The organism is Bacillus sp. FSL R7-0672 (genome assembly GCF_038601465.1).
In the GTDB taxonomy this organism is placed as follows: domain Bacteria; phylum Bacillota; class Bacilli; order Bacillales; family Bacillaceae; genus Bacillus; species Bacillus pumilus.
Genome location: NZ_CP152010.1, coordinates 853,742 through 872,800, shown reverse-complemented (window position 1 = coordinate 872,800; position 19,059 = coordinate 853,742). Strand labels below are relative to the sequence as shown.

Annotated in this window: 16 protein-coding genes and 1 pseudogene; 4 read left to right on the top strand and 13 right to left on the bottom strand. The window is 40.4% G+C overall.

The genetic code is table 11. The features are described from left to right. Positions 1 to 60 precede the first annotated feature (60 nt). The 3 genes from MKY18_RS04110 to MKY18_RS04100 all read right to left on the bottom strand — a co-directional run bounded on the left by MKY18_RS04110 (position 61) and on the right by MKY18_RS04100 (position 1,900). Positions 61 to 495: a hypothetical protein gene (locus tag MKY18_RS04110; RefSeq protein ID WP_342497745.1), complete on the bottom strand. Its 435-nt coding sequence runs from the start codon at positions 493 to 495 to the stop codon at positions 61 to 63. A gap of 95 nt (positions 496 to 590) precedes the next feature. Then, positions 591 to 1,337: an anti-sigma factor gene (locus MKY18_RS04105; protein ID WP_342497744.1), complete on the bottom strand. Its 747-nt coding sequence runs from the start codon at positions 1,335 to 1,337 to the stop codon at positions 591 to 593. After that, entirely contained in the window at positions 1,334 to 1,900 is a 567-nt protein-coding gene (locus tag MKY18_RS04100) for a sigma-70 family RNA polymerase sigma factor (protein WP_342497743.1), read from the bottom strand. Before MKY18_RS04100 ends, MKY18_RS04105 begins: the two co-directional genes overlap by 4 nt. Positions 1,901 to 2,256: 356 nt before the next feature. On the opposite strand from MKY18_RS04100, the pseudogene MKY18_RS04095 reads away from it, so the two are divergent. Then, positions 2,257 to 2,577 (top strand): annotated as a pseudogene (locus MKY18_RS04095) (YnfA family protein); the annotation flags it as partial. 84 nt (positions 2,578 to 2,661) lie between these two features. Here MKY18_RS04095 and MKY18_RS04090 read toward each other — a convergent pair. The 7 genes from MKY18_RS04090 to MKY18_RS04060 all read right to left on the bottom strand — a co-directional run bounded on the left by MKY18_RS04090 (position 2,662) and on the right by MKY18_RS04060 (position 10,095). Continuing rightward, a complete protein-coding gene (locus tag MKY18_RS04090; protein WP_113768305.1) occupies positions 2,662 to 4,377 on the bottom strand; it encodes an ABC transporter ATP-binding protein in 1,716 nt (571 codons plus the stop codon). 12 nt (positions 4,378 to 4,389) lie between these two features. Then, positions 4,390 to 5,319, bottom strand: coding sequence for an ABC transporter substrate-binding protein (locus MKY18_RS04085; protein ID WP_044139708.1), 930 nt, complete (start codon positions 5,317 to 5,319; stop codon positions 4,390 to 4,392). A 134-nt stretch (positions 5,320 to 5,453) separates the two neighbouring features. Beyond that, positions 5,454 to 7,037 carry an AraC family transcriptional regulator gene (locus MKY18_RS04080; RefSeq protein WP_065097465.1) on the bottom strand — a complete coding sequence of 528 codons (1,584 nt, stop codon included), beginning with the start codon at positions 7,035 to 7,037 and terminating at the stop codon, positions 5,454 to 5,456. A gap of 71 nt (positions 7,038 to 7,108) precedes the next feature. Next, the gene (locus MKY18_RS04075) at positions 7,109 to 8,152 is read right to left on the bottom strand and encodes an NAD(P)/FAD-dependent oxidoreductase (protein WP_065097466.1); all 1,044 of its coding nucleotides are present in this window, start codon (positions 8,150 to 8,152) and stop codon (positions 7,109 to 7,111) included. A gap of 153 nt (positions 8,153 to 8,305) precedes the next feature. Then, the gene (locus MKY18_RS04070; protein ID WP_003217853.1) at positions 8,306 to 8,935 is read right to left on the bottom strand and encodes a rhamnogalacturonan acetylesterase; all 630 of its coding nucleotides are present in this window, start codon (positions 8,933 to 8,935) and stop codon (positions 8,306 to 8,308) included. Between the two features lie 150 nt (positions 8,936 to 9,085). Next, on the bottom strand, positions 9,086 to 9,550 hold the full coding sequence (locus tag MKY18_RS04065) for a DUF6884 domain-containing protein (protein ID WP_065097467.1): 465 nt from the start codon (positions 9,548 to 9,550) through the stop codon (positions 9,086 to 9,088). Then, the gene (locus MKY18_RS04060) at positions 9,547 to 10,095 is read right to left on the bottom strand and encodes a VanZ family protein (protein ID WP_126741117.1); all 549 of its coding nucleotides are present in this window, start codon (positions 10,093 to 10,095) and stop codon (positions 9,547 to 9,549) included. Before MKY18_RS04060 ends, MKY18_RS04065 begins: the two co-directional genes overlap by 4 nt. 194 nt (positions 10,096 to 10,289) lie before the next feature. On the opposite strand from MKY18_RS04060, the gene MKY18_RS04055 reads away from it, so the two are divergent. The 3 genes from MKY18_RS04055 (at position 10,290) to MKY18_RS04045 (ending at position 11,587) form a co-directional block, all read left to right on the top strand. Next, positions 10,290 to 10,847, top strand: a complete 558-nt coding sequence (locus tag MKY18_RS04055) for a TetR family transcriptional regulator (protein WP_065097478.1) — start codon at positions 10,290 to 10,292, stop codon at positions 10,845 to 10,847. Positions 10,848 to 10,927: 80 nt separating this feature from the next. Beyond that, entirely contained in the window at positions 10,928 to 11,272 is a 345-nt protein-coding gene (locus MKY18_RS04050; RefSeq protein ID WP_003217798.1) for an SMR family transporter, read from the top strand. Then, positions 11,273 to 11,587: a multidrug efflux SMR transporter gene (locus MKY18_RS04045; RefSeq protein WP_003217878.1), complete on the top strand. Its 315-nt coding sequence runs from the start codon at positions 11,273 to 11,275 to the stop codon at positions 11,585 to 11,587. A gap of 53 nt (positions 11,588 to 11,640) precedes the next feature. On the opposite strand, the gene MKY18_RS04040 is transcribed toward MKY18_RS04045, so the two are convergent. Genes MKY18_RS04040 through MKY18_RS04030 form a run of 3 tightly spaced genes read right to left on the bottom strand, consistent with a single transcriptional unit; the run spans position 11,641 to position 18,730 of the window. Further along, the gene (locus MKY18_RS04040) at positions 11,641 to 11,967 is read right to left on the bottom strand and encodes a hypothetical protein (protein ID WP_044139713.1); all 327 of its coding nucleotides are present in this window, start codon (positions 11,965 to 11,967) and stop codon (positions 11,641 to 11,643) included. After that, positions 11,960 to 12,562 carry a class D sortase gene (locus tag MKY18_RS04035; protein ID WP_044139755.1) on the bottom strand — a complete coding sequence of 201 codons (603 nt, stop codon included), beginning with the start codon at positions 12,560 to 12,562 and terminating at the stop codon, positions 11,960 to 11,962. Before MKY18_RS04035 ends, MKY18_RS04040 begins: the two co-directional genes overlap by 8 nt. 21 nt (positions 12,563 to 12,583) lie before the next feature. Further along, entirely contained in the window at positions 12,584 to 18,730 is a 6,147-nt protein-coding gene (locus MKY18_RS04030) for a SpaA isopeptide-forming pilin-related protein (protein ID WP_342497742.1), read from the bottom strand. Between the last annotated feature and the right edge of the window lie 329 nt (positions 18,731 to 19,059).

Genomic DNA, 19,059 nt, shown 5'->3' with positions numbered 1-19,059 from the left:
CTTCAAAGCCTTTCTCTCCCTCGCTATATAAGAAGGACGTGCCTTTTGCAATGAAGGAACTTAGGAGAACCAGCTTTTGGATTTAAAGAATAGCTGAACGTAATAAAACTGGATATGCTGAAGTGAAAAGAGCATTAATAGAAAAATAGCTAGTAAAAGAGTTAGGTGATCAGCTGCTCCATGCGTCCATTCCGTGATAAAGAAAACAACAAAGCCGATCATGATCAACTGTTCCAGCCTTTGCATGAGCTGGGTCAAGATATGTCCTCGTTTCGATAGATCCCCAGACTGGCGCTTCCTGATCTTTCTCGATTTATAAAACCAAATGGTACATTCTACTAAGTTATGAGTCATAAAAAGAACGATGAGGGCGATCAATAAAGGTGATGGGGTATAAAGGACTTGTGCAACGAATGGAAACACTAAAAAATAACATGCAATACATGCGTGTCTCACTGATAAGAGAAATAGTTCTTTTTCTATGTATGGTTTCATCTGTTTCACCTCCATAAGTACTACGTCTGATCTACCAAAAAGTTCCTTTTACCTATCAAAAAAGGATGCCCAAAGGCACCCTTCCTGAATCACATTTAAAATGCAGCGCTTAGTACGACAGGTCCTTGCGGCAGCTTGTTATCCTTTTTTGGTTCAAGGGTGACTGCCACGGTATCCCATGATTCACTCGCTTCTTTTTCTGATAACGCATAAGTGACGGTTCCTTCTCCTTTGTTATCTGTTTTAAAGGCACCGGCTGGCACCGGCTGATCGCCTTTAATAAGCCATACTTGATAAACAGCAGATGAATCAATCTGATCCTTTAATCCGTCTGCACTCACCACCAACTCTTTTTTGCCGTTATGCTCAATCACTGAGAAAGCACCCGTTGTTTTTGGTGATGCGGCTGATGCCAGTGATTTTGTCGCTACAACCCTGACAGGTTCTTCCGCCTGTTCTTTTCCATTCGATAAGAAATACACGTTTCCAGCTGCTGAAATGAGAAGCAGTGCGGCCACAAGTGGTAAGAGCCACTGGTTTCGTTTCTTTTGCAGTGGTTTCATCTCGTTTGGTTCACGTGCTGCCTTGAGCTCTTTTCTAGGGCTATACTTTTCTTCGACTGTCTCTTTTTCAAACACCTGGGATAAAATACGGTCTTTCATCCCTGCCGGAGGTGTTTGGTCACCTGCTAGAAATGGAATGTCAGACATGAGCGATGTCAATTCTTCAAGTTCTTCTTTGCAAGCTGAGCAGTGCTTGAGGTGCTCTTCAAATTGTGCTTTTTCTTCTCCTTGTACATGCCCGTTGAAATAATCAATCACTTGATGTTTACACTGAGTCATGCCTCTTCCCCCTTTCCTCCGCGAGACAGTCTCGTCCGTAAGTGCTTCAATGACAATCGAACCCTTCCCTTCACCGTTCCAATGGGGATGCCTAGCTTTTCAGCAATACTTTTTTGTGTCATTCCTTTAAAATAGACATCTTCTATGATGGTTTGCTGTTCTTTTGACAATGTAGATACTGCTTCACGTATGATTTGTTTTTCATCGTTCCATTCAACTTCCTTTGATACATCTTCTTGATGATCGGCTAAATATTCAATATGCTCATCTTCTAGTGTCGTTTCGTTCCGGTGCTTTCTTAGGAGATCAATGGCCGTGTTGCGTGACATCATGAATAACCACGAGGAGAATTTCCCTTTATCCGTATGGTATTCTCCTATGCCGCGCCAGAGCTTGATAAAGACTTCTTGAAGCACTTCCTCCGCAAGCTCACGGCTTCCAGTCATTTTATAAATAAACGAATATAACACACGTTCATAGCGATCATACAGCACTTCAAGCGAAGGCTTGTGACGATCAAATTTGATCTTGTGATACAGCTCAGAATCTTTCAGTGTATCCATGGTCATCTCCTTCCTTTTTCATGAGAAAGAGCATGCTGCATTCATCATGAAATCCTTCACGTATTGCTTATCACTCGATTTGCTGAAATAAGCCTACTTTGTACTTTACTCTTTTTTCAAGGAGAAAAAAAGAGCGCCGAAAAAGGAAGTGTGCTCCTCATGAGAATGTACTTACTGTACGAAAAGCAAGGCCATTTGGATCACTTCTATCTGAAAAGTCAAGAATCCATGTGTTTCCATTCTCTGTTCAGTTGATTCTAGCAAACTCTCGTCCCCCTCACAATGCAAATGAAGTAGAACACATTTTTTCAACATGTCATAATAGAAGGTAACGAAATGAATTGGAGTGTCCTTACATAATTTTGACGATCATTCTTTTTTTATTAGCAGGAATAGCAGAAATTGGCGGCGGCTATCTTGTGTGGCTTTGGCTGCGTGAAGCCAAACCGGTCAGCTTCGGAATCGCCGGCAGCCTCATCCTCGTCGCTTATGGGGTCATTCCTACCTTCTAGCAGTTCCCGACTTTCGGACGGGTTTATGCGGCATATGGCGGTGTGTTTGTGGTTCTTGCTGTGTTTTGGAGCTGGTGGGTCGATCGAAAAACGCCTGATTTGTACGATTGGGTAGGCGCTCTTATTTGTTTAATAGGTGTGAGTATGATGCTCTTTGCCCCTAGAACTAGAGAAAAAGATTGCAATACATGTCATGAGAAAAAAGCCGGCGCTCTTTTGCCGGCTTTCACATTTCTCCTAATGAACTTTTTATGCACCGAATTGTGTTTCATAAAGGCGCTTATATAAGCCATTTTGCGTTAGTAATGTTTTGTGATTTCCTTGCTCTGCAATGCCACCTTTTGTCACAACAACAATTCGATCTGCATGTTGAATAGTTGCAAGGCGATGCGCAATGACTAGCGTCGTTCTACCTTCTGAAAGCTCTTCTAGTGATCGTTGGATCGAAGCCTCTGTTTCAGTATCTAGTGATGAGGTTGCTTCATCCAGTATTAAAATAGGGGGATTTTTCAGGAAAATACGTGCAATTGATACACGCTGCTTTTGTCCACCTGACAGCTTGACGCCTCTTTCACCAATCATTGTCTCAAGACCTTCGGGCAGGGATTCGACGAGTTCTTTTAGCTCTGCTTTTGAAACTGCCTGCCATATTTCATCCTCAGTTGCATCAAGCTTTCCATAAAGAATGTTCTCTCGAATGCTCCCATTAAATAAATAGACGTCTTGTTGGACTATTCCAATTTGTTGGCGCAGTGAAGACAGCTTCATCTGTCTACTATCAATGCCGTCTATCGTAATGGTTCCAGATTGCCATTCATAAAACCTTGGTAATAAACTGCATAGCGTGGATTTACCAGCACCGGAAGGACCTACTATGGCAACCGTTTCCCCTTGTTTGATCTCCAGATTAATATGCTCAAGGATCAAACTGTCCTTCTCATAACCAAAGCTGACATCATGAAATGTGATTTCACCTTTTAGCCCATCGACATGAATTGCATCAGGGACGTCCTTTTCGTCTGGGGCTTGATCTAAGAGCGAAACAAATCTCTTAAAGCCTGCGACTCCCTTTGGATACGTCTCAATCACTGAATTAATTTGTTGAATGGGTCCTAAAAAGATTCCAGACAGCAGGACGAATGAAATGAATTCACCATAGGTCATATTCTTTTGCATCACAAACCATGTCCCGCATACAAGGCCAAAGATGGTGACGCCCTTCATAAGCAGATGACTAATCGAAGCGTGTAATGCCATCATTTTGTATGTGGTTAATTTCGTTTGTTTAAACTGTTCATTGTGTTCAATAAAGCGATCAATCTCATGCGTTTCATTCCCAAATGCCTTCACTACTCGAATTCCGCTCACATTATTCTCAACCCTAGCATTGAATCGACCAATGCTTGAAAACATGTGATCAAAGGCAATCGACATTTTCTTCGTAAAATAAACCGAGAGCCATATTAAGAATGGAACAATGAGAAACGTGAGGACGGCAAGCTGCCAATTAATTGATAGCATCAGGGCAAATGCACCTGTAAGAGTCATCATTGCAATAAATAAATCTTCAGGACCGTGGTGAGCGATTTCACCAATATCCATTAAATCGTTTGTCATGCGTGAAACAAGCTTTCCTGTTTTCTTTTGATCAAAGAATCGAAAAGACATTTTTTGTACGTGGGTGAATAGCTGACTTCTCATATCTGTTTCAATATTGATACCTAGCTTATGTCCAAAATATGTCACCACATAATTCATCGCTGAGCTGACGACATAGACTGCCAGTAAAATTCCACTCCAGATGAGAATCATTTCCCAGTTTCTGTTTGGGAGCAGGTCATCTACAACCATACTGATCGCAAGTGGAAATGATAATTCAAGTAGTGCCGCTATGACGGCACAGGAAAAATCTAATATAAACAGCCCCATATATGGCTTATAATAGGAGAAAAATCGTTTTAACAAAAAGCAGCCCCCTTACTTCTGAGATAATTCTGTCAATATCTCAACGTATTTTTCTGCTTGATTGGCGATAGCTATTGGATCAAATGGCCAGAAATACGTAATATCCAAGTCGTGTACTTGATTCTTTTTCACTGCTTTTAAGCTTTTCCATATTGAATTGCTCTTATCGAATGTTCCTCCGTTGGCTTCATCAACAAATATATAGTCACCTGCATACTTTGGTAGCACTTCATATGAAATTTGTTCTAATCCTGACTTTCCATTTAAAATAGTGTCTGCAACCTCTTTTGGCGGCTGAAGCTGCAATTGTTCGTAAAGTGCTTGTCCACCTCGATAGATACCATTCCCATACACATAGACATCATTTCTAAATGCACCCAAGATTGACACTGTTTCGCCTTCTTTGATGACTGTTTTCACTTTCTTTCTAGCAGCTTCCATACGTTGATCAAATTTTTTCAAAAACGCTTTTCCTTCTTCTTCTTTATTCAAGATGCCGGCTAATGTAGTGATCTCTTCTTGTGAATCTTTAAATACACCGAACGGATAAACAATCGTTGGGGCAATCTTTCTGTAGACGTCAAGTACCTTTTCATCGTCTACAGCTGAAATGATGAGGTCTGGTTTTAAGCTTGCCACCTTTTCGGCGGAGCGTTCATCACTAATGTCTGCCACACCATCCACTTTGCCTTTGAGATGTATGTTTTTTAAATCTTGTGTTGTGGCACCAACCGGTTTTACCCCTAGTGCAACAGCACTACCCAAATACCCATCTACGAGAATACGCTTTGGATTTGCTGGAATCTCGACCTTGCCTTTCACTGTGTCAACCGTTTTTGTTTTTTCTTCGGCTTTTTTACTTTCTTCCTTTTGACCGCAGGCTGCTAGTGCGAATAACAACACTAAAGTCATTAAACTAAGAAATATGCCTTGTTTTTTCATACTTTTCTCCTCCATATCATGATGAATCATTGAGAATCATTATCATTTATTTGTCTCTCGTATTCTATCAACCGCTTGTCTATCGGTCTATGGATAATCGTCATAACTTGTTTATGGACAATTGTTAGAAACTCTTATTCTTTTATTAAAAATTGAGAGAATCGTTTCATGATTTCTATCGCTCGTTCCCCTTCACCAAATCTAAATTCTTCTAGTTTTAACAGGTAGAATGTATCATTTTGCACTGCGGGTAAATTACGCAGGACATCACTTTCCATCATACGTTTGTCCATATGTCTGTACCATCCATTTCGAACAGCCACAATAAAAAACATATGATCTGCTGCATAATCTGCTAAACGCTCAAGCGGAATCACAACATGTTTATCCGGTTTCAGCACCTCCTCTTGAATGGCTTCAGGGGGCTTCAACCCCAACGTTTTATATAGGTTGATTGCTCCTCTCGCATGAAAAGACCACATATACACCTTGTCATGTCCCCTTACTTCATATAAAGCAACCGTTTCCTTTTTTTTCAAAAATGGCGTCAAGCGAGCTCTTTCCTTCTGTGCTTGCTTCTCATAACGCTCCACCCATTGCTTTGCTTCTTCGCTCCTTCCGATGAGGCTACCTAAACAAAGTACCTCCTCTACAGGACTCAGGCGACTATATGGAAAAACAAGCACAGGAGCGAATTTCTCCATACGTTTCATCCATTCTATGTTTGTATAGAAATAATCAGGCATTAAAATGAGGTCTAAGTTCATGTCCTTCAAAACGTCGTCAGGTGTATGTTCATGAATGACGAAGACATCACTGAGTTGACCTTGAAGCAGATCTGAATAAAGAGCAATATCTTCTTCCATGCAAATTGGTTTCACTCCGAGCGCAAGCAGAGAGCCTACAAATTGAAAAGCGGCAATTCGTTTTGGTTGGCGACTCAGTCGATACTGACTAGGCGATCTGCCCGTTTTTTGACGAAACTTTCTGCTGAAATAGAGGCTATCAGTATAGCCTACTCTTTGTGCAATCGCCTGAACCTGTTCATCGGTTTTGAACAATAGCTTTTTTGCTTCATCTATTCGAATTTGTGCAATATAATCTGTAACACTCATCCCAACGCTTTTCTTAAAAAAAGTTGAGAAATAGCTTTCATTAAAGCCCATTTTATGTGCTAAGTCCTTACGGGTTAGTTCTTGTTGGTAATGCTCTGCAATGTATTGAAGAATCATTTGAATTGAATAATGATCAGCATGAGTTGTTTTCTCATTTTGTTGCTGAAATATTTGCAGTACTAGCTTTAGTAGCTTCACTTGGCTACTTTCTGAATAAGAGGGATCACTTAAACGTTTAATATGATGAAATAATACCGGTGAGCCCATCACCACTTGCCCGTTATCAGGCAGGGTATCATAATTGATTTTATAAATTAATTCATCATCAGCATCATTTGTGAGCATGTAATGTTCAAATGAAACAGCAAAAATTGTGACTTGCTGATTAGATAAAGAACGGATGACAACAGGGATGTGAGATCGTATAAACAGGCTATCCCCACCGTCAAGCTCGTACTCCATTCCTTCTAGCTGAATGACAACGGTATCATCAGCTGTTAAAACGCTTGGAGATTTTGTCTGCCATCTGTTCGTTTGTTTTGCTTTCAGACACATCTGAATTTTCTTTTTCACATGTAGCATCGTTTCCATTTGTGCGTTCATCTTCAGATACCTCCTTTCAGCCATAAAAAAGGTGATGCCGTTGCGGCACCACCCTTCTTGTTTTGTTTTTTTTAGCGATCCGCACCGGCTGCCAGCAATTCTTTGTTTTTTTCCTTAAAACGTTCATTATGAGAAGATACATACGCCACTTTCTCCGCATCTGGTTCGATATATAATTTCGCACTATTTAGTGCGTTCACACCATCTACAAACGTTCCTGCAATCAAGCGGACCTTGCTTTTATGTGTACATAAATCACCTACTGCATACACACCTGGTAAATTGGTCTCCATCTGCTCATTCACTTCAATGAGCCCCCATTCACCTTGCTTTAATCCCCATTCTGCAAGAACACTTAAATCGCCTTTCATGCCATGGTTGACAATGACTGCGTCTGTTTCAATACGTTCTTTTTCACCTGTTTCTAAATGCTGAACAGTGACAGCTTCGATTTCTTTTCCGTTACCATGTAGGTCAGTTAATTCATGTGGGGTTAAAATACGTGCACTTGAAGCTTTCATATTCGCCACGTTTTTTTCATGACCACCAAACATATCTCTGCGGTGTATAACAGTGACACTTTTCGCAATTGGCACAAGGGCATTTGCCCAATCCACCGCAGAATCGCCGCCCCCAGAGATGACGACTCTTTTTCCAGCGAAGGTTTTGAGCTCCTGAACCGTATAATAAAGGTTTGTTACTTCATAGCGATCTGCATTTTCAACCTCCAGCTTTCTTTGAACTGGAATACCATGCCCCATTGCCAGAATCAAGGTTTTGGTTAAATGACGATCACCATTTTCGGACGAAATCAATATATTTCCATCTTCTAAGCGATGAAAGTCTGTTATTTTTTGATTTAATGCAATGACAGGTTCAAATGTTTTGGCTTGCTGTTCAAGCTGTTTAATCAATTGCTCTCCTCTTGTCGGCACTAATCCGCCTACATCCCAAATGACCTTTTCAGGATACAGTAGGATTTTCCCGCCAAGGCTTTCGTTATACTCCAGTACCTTCGTCTTTAAATCCCGCATCCCACTATAAAAGGCGGTGTACATTCCTGCTGGACCGCCGCCAATAATGGTGACGTCAAACAATTCAAGCTGATCTGTCATTTGAGTCCCTCCAGTTTTTCATCGATTGATCTATTTATAAGTGATATTGATTCTCATTATCATATGTACCTATTGTAGTCTACTCTGGTGAAGGGAATCAATAGCTTTCTGCAAAAAAAGAACAGGACGAGCGCTTTCTCGTCCTGTCATCCATCACACAATCGTTAATCCAAGGTCTTTTAATTCAAGCGAAACAAGTCTTGCAATCGCATCTGCTCCTTCTTTTGTAAAGTGCGTGCGATCCTCTACGCCTGTTGACAGCATAAAGTAAGAAGTCGTTTTCTCTATGCCGGAAATTTGATAAAATTGAAGGCTTGCCGTATTTAAATCAACAAGAAGGACTTCTTCTTCATCAGCTAGTTCTTTCATAGCGGCACAGTAATCAGGGAAATCATTGATATATTCTCCGTCTTTTTCATGAAAGCGGCCGACTGGCGTTAATAAAAGAGGTGTAGCGCCTTTCGCTCTTGCTCCGTGAATATATTGAGACAAATAGCTTTTATACGTCGTGAAAGGGTCTGTATGCCGTTCAGGCTTCTCCGTTGAAGCATCATTGTGCCCCATTTGTGTAAGCAGCCAGTCCCCAGGCTGAATGTCAGCCAATATTTTATCAAGCCGTCCTTCTTCAATGAATGTTTTTGAGCTTCTTCCACCGATTGCGCGGTTGTCGACGCTCACGCCTTGCGCTGTATAGCGATGTAAAAACTCTCCCCATCCTCCTTGAACAGGACGATCCGGGTAAGATGCAACGGTTGAATCACCAGCTAAATAGATGGTTGTCATGTTCATACGCCCCCTTGTTCATATAGCCACTTTTATAAGCGATGCGGACATCCAAGTGGCTGCTGAAAAGATATGAAACAATCAGCATCGCTACTTCATTCATTCTCTTTTTAATGATCAAAACCCTGCTTACCGGTAGATGTGAATACGTTAAATATGCGGCGGAAGTTCTACTTTTGTCTCAACGGCTTGCTTTAATGCCTGAAGCATATAGCCAATTCCTTTATATGGAGCTAGCGGATAAATCGCTGTTTGATGAGGAAGTAATAAAGGATCGATCACCTTTCGATATTTCTTTCCACCTAGTATCACTAGTTCATCATATGCAGTGAGATGTTTTTCATGAAATTGCTCACTTAGTGCTTCTCTTGTCATCTGATCAGCATGCGGTGTACCAAAAGCCACATCATAATTTTCATGAATGATTTCATCTTCTTTTAAGAATCCATGCTTCGCTGATATGATCAGCCAGTCTGAAAAGAACGTTTGGGCATAGCTTTTCGTACGCTGATGCAGTGGACTTAAATAAACGAGGTTCGCCGGCTGGCTCCCTGCTTCTGGATGGACGTCCCAAATTTTCTTCGCCCCACATGGAATGATACATACTCGCTTCACTTGATTTTCTCCTTCCTTCGTCGATACATTCGATACAACATACAACCTAGCGCTGTGCCGAGTGTATTTAAGAGAATATCATCTATATCGCTGCTTCTTGTAATCATACCAGATTGCGAGAATACCCATTGAAGCACTTCAATCATGGTTGACAAGAAAAAGCCAGCAAGAATCGCCTTTTGCCAGCACATGGTTCGGAATGCTTGATAGAGAAAAAAACCAAGTGGCACAAATAACAAAATGTTCCCTGCCAAATTTAAAAAAACAAGATTGGGATAGCCGTGATGATAGGCATGGAGATTTTGATAAATGGACTGCAAAGGCATGAGGTTGACACTCACCTGATCCCTTGGTGCGGAAAAACGATTAGGAAAGACCGTCAAATACAATAAAACATTCGTATAAATAAACAGACAGGCAAGAACGATTTCTGTTCGTAAATAGATAAATCGTTTTTGCTTTTTCGCCTGTCTGTATCTCATATGTAAATAGAGCGGGACGAGCAAGAGAAAATAGGCAATGGAAAACATCGCACTGAATGTCATACGGAGAGCTGCCCCTTTCTCACATGATGCTTGACCATATTTACAGCTTATTCAGGCCTGCCCGCATCTATTCATCACTTATTCTCCTATTCAATAACGAGACACCCATATTGACAAATCGTCAGTTTTCCGCTAAACTGACTGACATTCAGTCATTTAAGGTCGGTGATGATGTGTCGAAACGAGAAAAGATTATGCTTGCTGCCATTGACGCGTTTAAAGAAAAAGGAATCGAAAAGACGACCATTTCGGATATTGTGAAAGTAGCAGGAGTGGCGCAAGGAACATACTATCTATATTTTCCTTCAAAGCTGTCTGTCATGCCTGCTATCGCAGAACATCTGATCTCGCAGATGGTCCCAGCTATTGAAAAGGAATTGACTCAGCATGCGGATGTCCTCGATCAAGCAGATGCGCTTGTTGAATTCATCTTCTCTTTTACAAGACAATACCGTGACGTCCTTGCTCTGACCTACTCAGGCTTAGCTGCCACGGAGCATTTAAAGGAATGGGAAGATATTTATGAGCCGATTTACAAATGGGTCGCTGCTTTTTTAGAAAAAGCTAAGCAGGACAAAAGAGTCCGTGCGAATTTGAACTGTCAATATGCAGCCAAATTCATTATCGGTTTACTTGAATCGTCTGCTGAACAAATGTACTTATTTACAGAAACAGATACAGAAGAGGTTCTGATTCAAAAGCTAGAGGTAAAGCAATTTCTTCTTTACGCACTTGGCATAGAGACACCTTAACTTAGTACAGCACTTGCTGTACGCTCTTTTTTGGTTTTAAAATGACGAATCGTCAGTTTTAAGTTTTAGGAGGAAATACGATGAAAAAAAGCTGGATGTATGTCGCACTCACTTGTTTATTCGAATTACTTTGGGTGTTTGGTTTAAATAGAGCTGATGCGGTGTGGGAGTGGGCGATCATTATCTGCCTGATCCCGGTTGATTTTTATTTTTTAATGAAAGCCTGCGAGAAGCTGCCGACAGGGACCGTGTACGCCGTGTTTGCCGGAGTTGGAACGATTGGTACGTCTTTGATGGATTACGCGCTGTTCGGCGGTTCGTTTTCATTAGAAAAGCTCTTATTTATGGGCATTTTAATTCTCGGCATTATTGGACTAAAAGTGTCTGATGGAGATGCACATGAACAGAAAGGAGAAGCGGTATAAATGGGTTGGTTTTTTGTACTATTAGCCTCTGCCTGCGAAATCGGCGGAACCATTGGTCTCAATATGTTTAGTAAAAAAAAGCAAATCACGACAGGCATTTTATTTGTCGGCGGATTTGCCTTATCCTTTTTGTTTTTATACGCCTCGTTCTCTTCCGTTCAAGTATCCGTTGCCTATACGGTCTGGATTGGACTTGGGACGGCGGGCTCTGTCTTGTTTAATATGATTCTATTTAAAGAGCCGAAAAACATGATTCGTATACTCAGCTTGCTGCTGATTGTGATTGGCGTCGTTGGGCTGAAGTTATTTGCGTAATTGAATAACAAAAAAGGAAGGGAGTCAAAGCCCCTTCCTTTTTCATTTCTCGTTTAATGGGTATCTTGCTGCTCGAGCAAGAGATCCATTGCGTAAATCGATTCGCCTTTTTCATCTAATAAAAAGTACACAATTAAAGGTTCTCCAAAAGCTGCTGTCTGCTGCGTGAACAAAACACAGGTGAATTTTTCGATACCAATTGGAAGCTTTTTTTTCAATATAGGATGAAGAATAGGCGAAGTCCGAATTGTATCTACATCAACATCCCAACGTTCGTTTTTTAATGTTGGATAATGCTCTGATAACATTTGGTGTAACATGTCGGTCGTCCACGCTGCTCTTCCATTGTACCCATCATCTATTATGTTGATGTTATACATCCGACGGTTGCTCACCCTTTGAAGCATTGATTCGTATTCCTTTTAAGACAAATCGTTTCTGACCATCAAGAGTACAAGTGATCAATGTCAGTTCATTTTCCCCACGATCCTTTAGTACATCAACATCCGTCGGTTCAATCGTAGCTGAGCTGACAATTTTGTATTCATATGTTTCAGCTTGATGATGTAAGACGACTTTTTCTCCTTTCGGCACCTCTGGCAGCTGCCTGAAAAGCCGATCACCTCTATACCCTCTATGCCCTGCAATCGTGAAATTCCCTTCACCTGGCATTTGATGAGATTTGATCTGAGTCAGTGCAATACCTAAATTTTCTTTTGATGTAACAGGAAGCACTTTTTCGTTTAAATCAATTGACGGGATCTCTAGCTCCATCACATCTCGAAGGTCTTCTTCTGACACAGTTAGATGTGGAATAGAAGAAAGGGCATCACTGTCATTTTCTTCAATCATCTTTAATGCCTGTTCCATTGCTGCTGTCTCTTGAGAAGTTCGCCACTCATATATAAAAGGAACGGAGATGAGCATTAGCCCCGCGACCACCAAAAAGCTGCCTAATAAGGTTCTTTTTTTCATCAATACACTCGTTCCTTCCTTTTACTGAATGGTTCTTCTTCTAAGAACAAGAAGAACAGTTCCAGAAACTACTAGTAAAATCCCTGCATACATCATATAACGCAGCCATTCTTCTCCAGTCTTTGGCAGTTCACCGTTTGAGTCATGAGGTGGATGTTGATCCCCTTTAGGTGAGGCTGGAGGATTCGTGTGGTCCTCTTCATTCTTCACTGGAGCATTTTTCACAATCATTGTCTTGATCTCCATTTCGCCCATTTGAATTGTAAAAGCGAGTGGTTTCTTTAAAGCTACATAACCATTTGGAGCTTTCGTCTCTGTGAGTGTATATTCACCAGGTTTAAGCCCTTTGACAATGGCTTCTCCGTCTTTTCCTGTTGTCACAGATTTTATGGTTTTCCCGGCTTTTGTACGAATGTCAAAGGCTGCACCTTTTAAAGTTCTATCTGTCTGCTGGTCTACCTTTATGATACGCAGACTTCCTAAGATCAAGTGATTCTTCGCTGTTAATTGAAGTGGCTTCTGCTGATTTTTCTCAATTGTAAACAGGATCGGCTTATGATCCAATTCATAGCCATGAGGTGCTTTCGTTTCAACGAATTGATATTCTCCCGGTTTTAGATCGTTGATGCGAAGCTTTCCTTTCTGGTCCGTTACAAGTGATTTCTTCAACGTTTTCCCTTCTTTACTCAGAAGAGCAAACTTTGCATTTTCGAGCGTATGTCCCTCATCATCCACTTTGGTCAGTTCCACTGCTCCCGGCGTCAGTTTGTTGATCATTTCTACTTTTGCTGGTTTGTCTTGACCTAAACGGATCGTAAATGAGACAGGTGTCTGATCCAATTCATAGCCGGCAATGCTTGCTGTTTCGACAAATTGATAGGTTCCTGGCTTCAGTTGATCGACTGTCAGTTGACCGTTTTTGTCTGTCTTTAAGTCTTTCTTCACACGCTGATCGTGCGCATCAATCAGGTCAAAGGTCACGCCAGCGAGCAACTGACCATCCTCCCCTTTTTTCTGAAGCTTCACAGCACTTGTCGTCCGAATATTTTCTTTTGTCACTTTTACCAGTTGATTTGGATTGAAATCAATCTTAAAGTCTACTGGTTCTGCATCAAGTTTATGTCCAAAAGGAGCCTTCGTTTCAACCAATTGGTAAGCGCCTGGTTTCAAATCGTTGACAGTGATGATGCCTTTCTCGTTGGTTGTTAAACCTGACATCAATTCTTTACCATCGTCATTGAAAAGTGTAAATTCTGCGCCTTTCAATCTTTCTTTTTCTTCCCCTATTTTTGTTAGTTCTACAGAACCTTTCTTGAGCTGATTGATGGCCTCCACTTGAATCAATTCTTTTTGACCTAATTCAACTTGAAAGACAAGTGGTTTCGCACTCAATTCATAGCCTTCAAGACTCTTTCTTTCAACAAATTGATAGGTTCCAGGTTTTAGACCTGTGAAGGTGATTTTTCCATCCTGATTGGTTGTAATCCCTTCTCCTCCTGCCACTATCTTTCCTTTGGCATCAGATAGATCAAAGACAACCCCTTCTAATGATTTCCCATCTTCGCCTTTTTTGTGTAACAGCACTCCGCCTGTTGTGCGGCCATTTTCTTTTGTCACACTGACCAGCTTCTGAGGGTTAAATGGAATAGCAAAAGTGACAGGTGTTTCGTCAAGCTCGTGACCGAATGGAGCCTTCGTTTCAACAAACTGATAGGTTCCAGGTTTAAGATCGTTGACGATGATTTCCCCGTTCTGATCAGTGACGAGACCTGTTTTCATCTCTTTTCCATTTGCATCTACAAGCTTGAATTCTGCTCCTTCAAGCGCTTCATTCTTTTCACCAAGCTTCGTGAGCTGGACAGCTCCAGTTTTGAGATCATTGATCACTTTGATCTCTGTCGGTGTTTTTTGTGCGATTTCGATGGTAAACGGATAAGGTTTATTTTTCTTTTGATAACCATCAATACTCTCTGTCTCCGCGAGCTGATATTTGCCCGGGTTGAGGTTATCGACCAAAAGCTTCCCATCTTCATCTGTTGTCAAATCTTTACGTACAACTTCGTCATTTTGATCCGTGATTTCAAATCGAACACCTTGAAGCTTCTTACCATCTTCCCCTTCTTTCATCACTTCTAATGCACTTGTTTCATATAGGTTCTTTTGTGAAATGATGACTGGTTCTGTTGGATCGAGTGGTACTTCAAATTTGATTGGTGTTTCATCTAATACATAACCATCAGGTGCTTTTGTTTCAATGAGCTGATACGTACCCGGTCTTAGTTCGTTTATCGTGATATTGCCATTTTCTCCTGTGACAAGCGAACCATTTAGCTCATGCCCGTCTTGATCTAAGAGCTTGAACTGTGCACCTTCTAGTCTCTCTCCGCCTTCACCTATTTTGCTCAATTCAGCAGAGCCTTTGATGATGTCATTTACTGCAGTTACAATCGTTGTTTCTGTTTGATTTTCTTTGATTGTGAACGGCCATTTTTGCTGATTTAATTGATAGCCTTTCGGTGCGTTTGTCTCAACAAAATAATAGGAACCTGGCTCAAGATGTTTGAAAAGGATTTCTCCTTTTTCGTCCGTTTTCAAATGGGTTTGGACGGTATCTCCAGATTCATTTTTTAGTTCAAATTCTGCATTCTCTAATACCGCACCCGTCTCTTTGTCTTTTTTCGTTAACTTGACATGCTGACGGATTTCTTGGTTCTGCACCGTCATGCTATTTCCTGTTTTCGCTTGATCCCCTGATTCGTAGGGCTGATCAATCGTTACATTGATTGGTTCCTTCGTCTTAATATAACCATCAGGTGCTTTCTCTTCTTTCACGATATAGTCACCATACAGAAGACGATCAAATCGAAGAGCTCCTTCTTCATCTGTTGTCTTTGTTCCAATGACGATACCGCTCGCCGCATCTGTCAGAGAAAAGCTTGCTCCTTTTAGCGCTTTTCCACTACTCTCATCTACCTTATTAATGGTTAAAGCGCCAATCGCTCCTGTGCCATCTCCCATGCCAGCGGTGCGTTTGACTACAATTGAGGCTTCGGATTCCTTTTTGATTTCTTTTACATTTTCACCTCTAAACGTTACTTCGTTTTGAAGTGTACTTCCCACCTTATCTAAAATGAGAGATTGGTATTCTAAAATATATGGTCTCGTGATTTCTTCTTTAAATTTGATTTGAAAAGAATCTGGATCGAATTCAAGGTCTAGTTCATAATCCTTCCCTTTTTCCAGCTCTTCCTTTTTGGTCACTTGCCCCTTTTCATCTATTGTCGTTGAATACAGATGAAATGAGTTTTCTATTATGGCTTGGTTACTGCTCGGATGGTCTATAATCGTCGCATCTTGGACTGTTGATTGACCAAAGTTGATATTCAGTTTCCAATCAATGACCTTCCCTTGTTGATTTCCTGATTTGCTCGTGTATTTCCCCCCATTTGGAATGGACACCACAGCATTCACGTCTGATTCTTTCGTCTTCCCATCATAAAGAGTCGCTTTATTTTCGTAGGTTTTCTGTACTAAATCCATTCCTTCAACACTTGTTTGATACGTGATTTTGTACGGGGAATCAATGGTTTTTTTGAAAATGACTTCGAAGCCTGATTCTCCTTTTTCATTTTCAAGGAATTTGATGTCATAATGTTCTTTCGCTAATACCTCTTTTTCTTCCGCTCCATTTTCCCCGCCTTGTAAATCAAGCGAGTAGATGGTGATTGAATCTTTAAGCAAACGCTGATTTCCTTGAATGAAATCCTCGATTTTCGCCTCTTCTAAATGTTTCAAGTTATAGTTCACACCGATATTCCATGTGATCTCTTTTTTCTTTGCATCATAGGTTCCGTTCTTGAACCCATTTGACTGTGTGTATGTGTCAGGCGTGAAGACAGATTGATTTTCCTTCGTCAAATCCTTGCCATCTTCATTTATCCATTCAAGCTTTACATGATTACGCAGGTTCTTTTGATCTTTATCTGCTCTTTTTTCATAATCAAAAGACGTTGTATATGTGACGGTATGTTCTGTCTTAATTTCTTTCGTAAATTGAATATCAAATCCATTTGCATGTTCAACTATTTGATAATCTGTGCCTTCTTCAAGCACTGTATTACCTGTCGTCACTTTTAAACTATCTTTTTGCAGCGTCAATCCTTCGTTTGTAAACGTATCTTTTAATATCACGTTGTTCATGGTTTGTTGATCTTTGTTGAAGGTGATACGCCATGGAATGGTCTTGTTCTTGTAATTCGGTGTTCCATGATTTTTCGTTAGGATTTGTTGGTCAATTCTTTGCTTCCCTTGTTTGCTCTCTTTGCCAGTTGTTACAGTATTGATAATCTCTTCTGCTTCAAAAATCCGCTCGGTTGCTTTTGTTTGATATGTGATGAGATAAGCCGATTGAATATCTTGATTGAATTGCAAGGTAAACCCGTTTTGTTCATCCTTTTTTTGAGGTTGAACCACGTAATTTTCAAATGCTTTTGTTCCTGCTTCGTTGCCGTTCTGATCAATTGTGACTTCTTTGACTTGAATTGAGTCAGATATTAGCGCCTGTGTGCCGTTAAAGAAGTCTTCTATCAAAGCATCCTTTTGAGCCAGCTTTTTTTCGTTATAGTTATACCGAATTTCCCAAGTAATCGTTTGTGTGACTGGATCGTAGTGGGCGGCTTTTTTATTTAAAGGGCTGCCTCTTGTCACATTCACGGTTCCTTCTGCTGAACTAATCACTTTATCAGCAGAGATAAGGGATGCTTTATTACGAAACGCAGACTGATCTTGATTCGTAATGTCCGTTTCATACATTAAACGGTAAGCTAGATGCACGTCATCTTTAAATTCAATCGTGAAATCTTGACCATCTGCTGTTTGGCCAATTGTGTAGTGGTTTTCGTCAAGCAGCTGACCAAGCGATGTTTCACCATTTAGCTTTGTATCAACACGATAAAGCTTGATTGAATCTTTCTTTAACGCTTGACCTTCTTGAATCGGATCTAAAAGTCTCGCTTGTTTCACATCGTCTAAGTCCATATTAAAATCGACTGTCCATTGAATGGTTTCAGCATTGTAAGATCGATTTGGTTCTCCCTTTTTAGAGACGTTTGGACCATTTGGAATGTATTGAATCGGGATCGATATCGTATCTTTGCCTTCAATCGGGGTAATGACCACTTCTTTTTCTTCAGTAATGACTGTTTTTTGATCTAATTGCGTCCACACTTGAAGTGTTCCATGGATATTTGAAAATTGTTTGATAAAATCAGTGAATTCGATGGAGGCATTTCCGCTCTCATCTACAGAAAAATAACCAATGGTTGCCTGATTAAATTTCATCTCGAGACGATCGATTTTTTCATAAATCACTAATTCCTCTGGAACCTTGAAATGGAATTTATCCCCGCCATTATAACTATGACCATTTGGGATCGCCCACTCATAGTTAATGGAAATAAGCGAGTTGATGTCAGGCTTATCAATTGAATTTCCTTCTTGATCTTCAAAAATTAATTTCGCATCAGTGAGAAGATTTTCTTGTATCTGCATTTGTTTTGAAACACTTTGCAGCCCTACACGCTTAGATACGCTCACTTTGTTTTTTAGTAATTCATCTTCATCACTTTGTTTCGTTTGAGCGGCTTCTTGATTCTTATCGTTTTTTTCAGATGAGGTTGAGTCATCTTTTGGAAGGCTTTCTTCACGCTCTTTTTGCTTTGTTTTCTCTTTTGGCTCAGCTATACTGGTGACATCGATGTCTATTGATCCTTCTAAATTTGGATCAAGCTCAACATCTTCTTTAAATATGACCGTTACTTCATTTTGTTTTGAAACGGTATACTCACCAACAAGTATGTCACCCACAGTAATGGGTTCTTTCTGCTCCTTCTCTACCTGTATGGCTGAAGGAAGAGAGAGAACATAGGGATGTTGCTTTATTAGATCCATTCCTTTTATCGACCAATGGACAATTGCCTTTCTGACTTGCTGGTCTTCCATGCTTGATAACTTGTTTCCTTCGCTGTCAGCAAACTCAATATCTCCATAAATGTTTTCTTGGCTTTCTTTTGCTTGTGCCCCTGCTAAAGGCAAGATTCCTAATATACTAGACTGTATGACTAACACCGCGATGAGAGCCAATGACAATATTCTTTTCAATACATCCACCCTTTTCTAAAATTAATTTTCAACAATGATAAAAAAATCATTTGTATACTGTCAGATCAATCACTCCGCTTCTGATCAAATATTTTCTACAAATTTGCACCTTAAGACCCTATGAATAAAATGAGTTGATCAATCATGAGCTTGAAAGGAAATCATGAGTAGTGGATATAATAACTGGATAGGGGTCTATAGAAATGGGAAATAGTGAGAGGATCGTGAAAAGAATAAATGTGAATTTTTCTATTTATACTGGAATGAACAATAAATAATGTGTACATGCATATATAAGCATGTACTCACATATGGTTCGTTCATATGAAACAAGCATG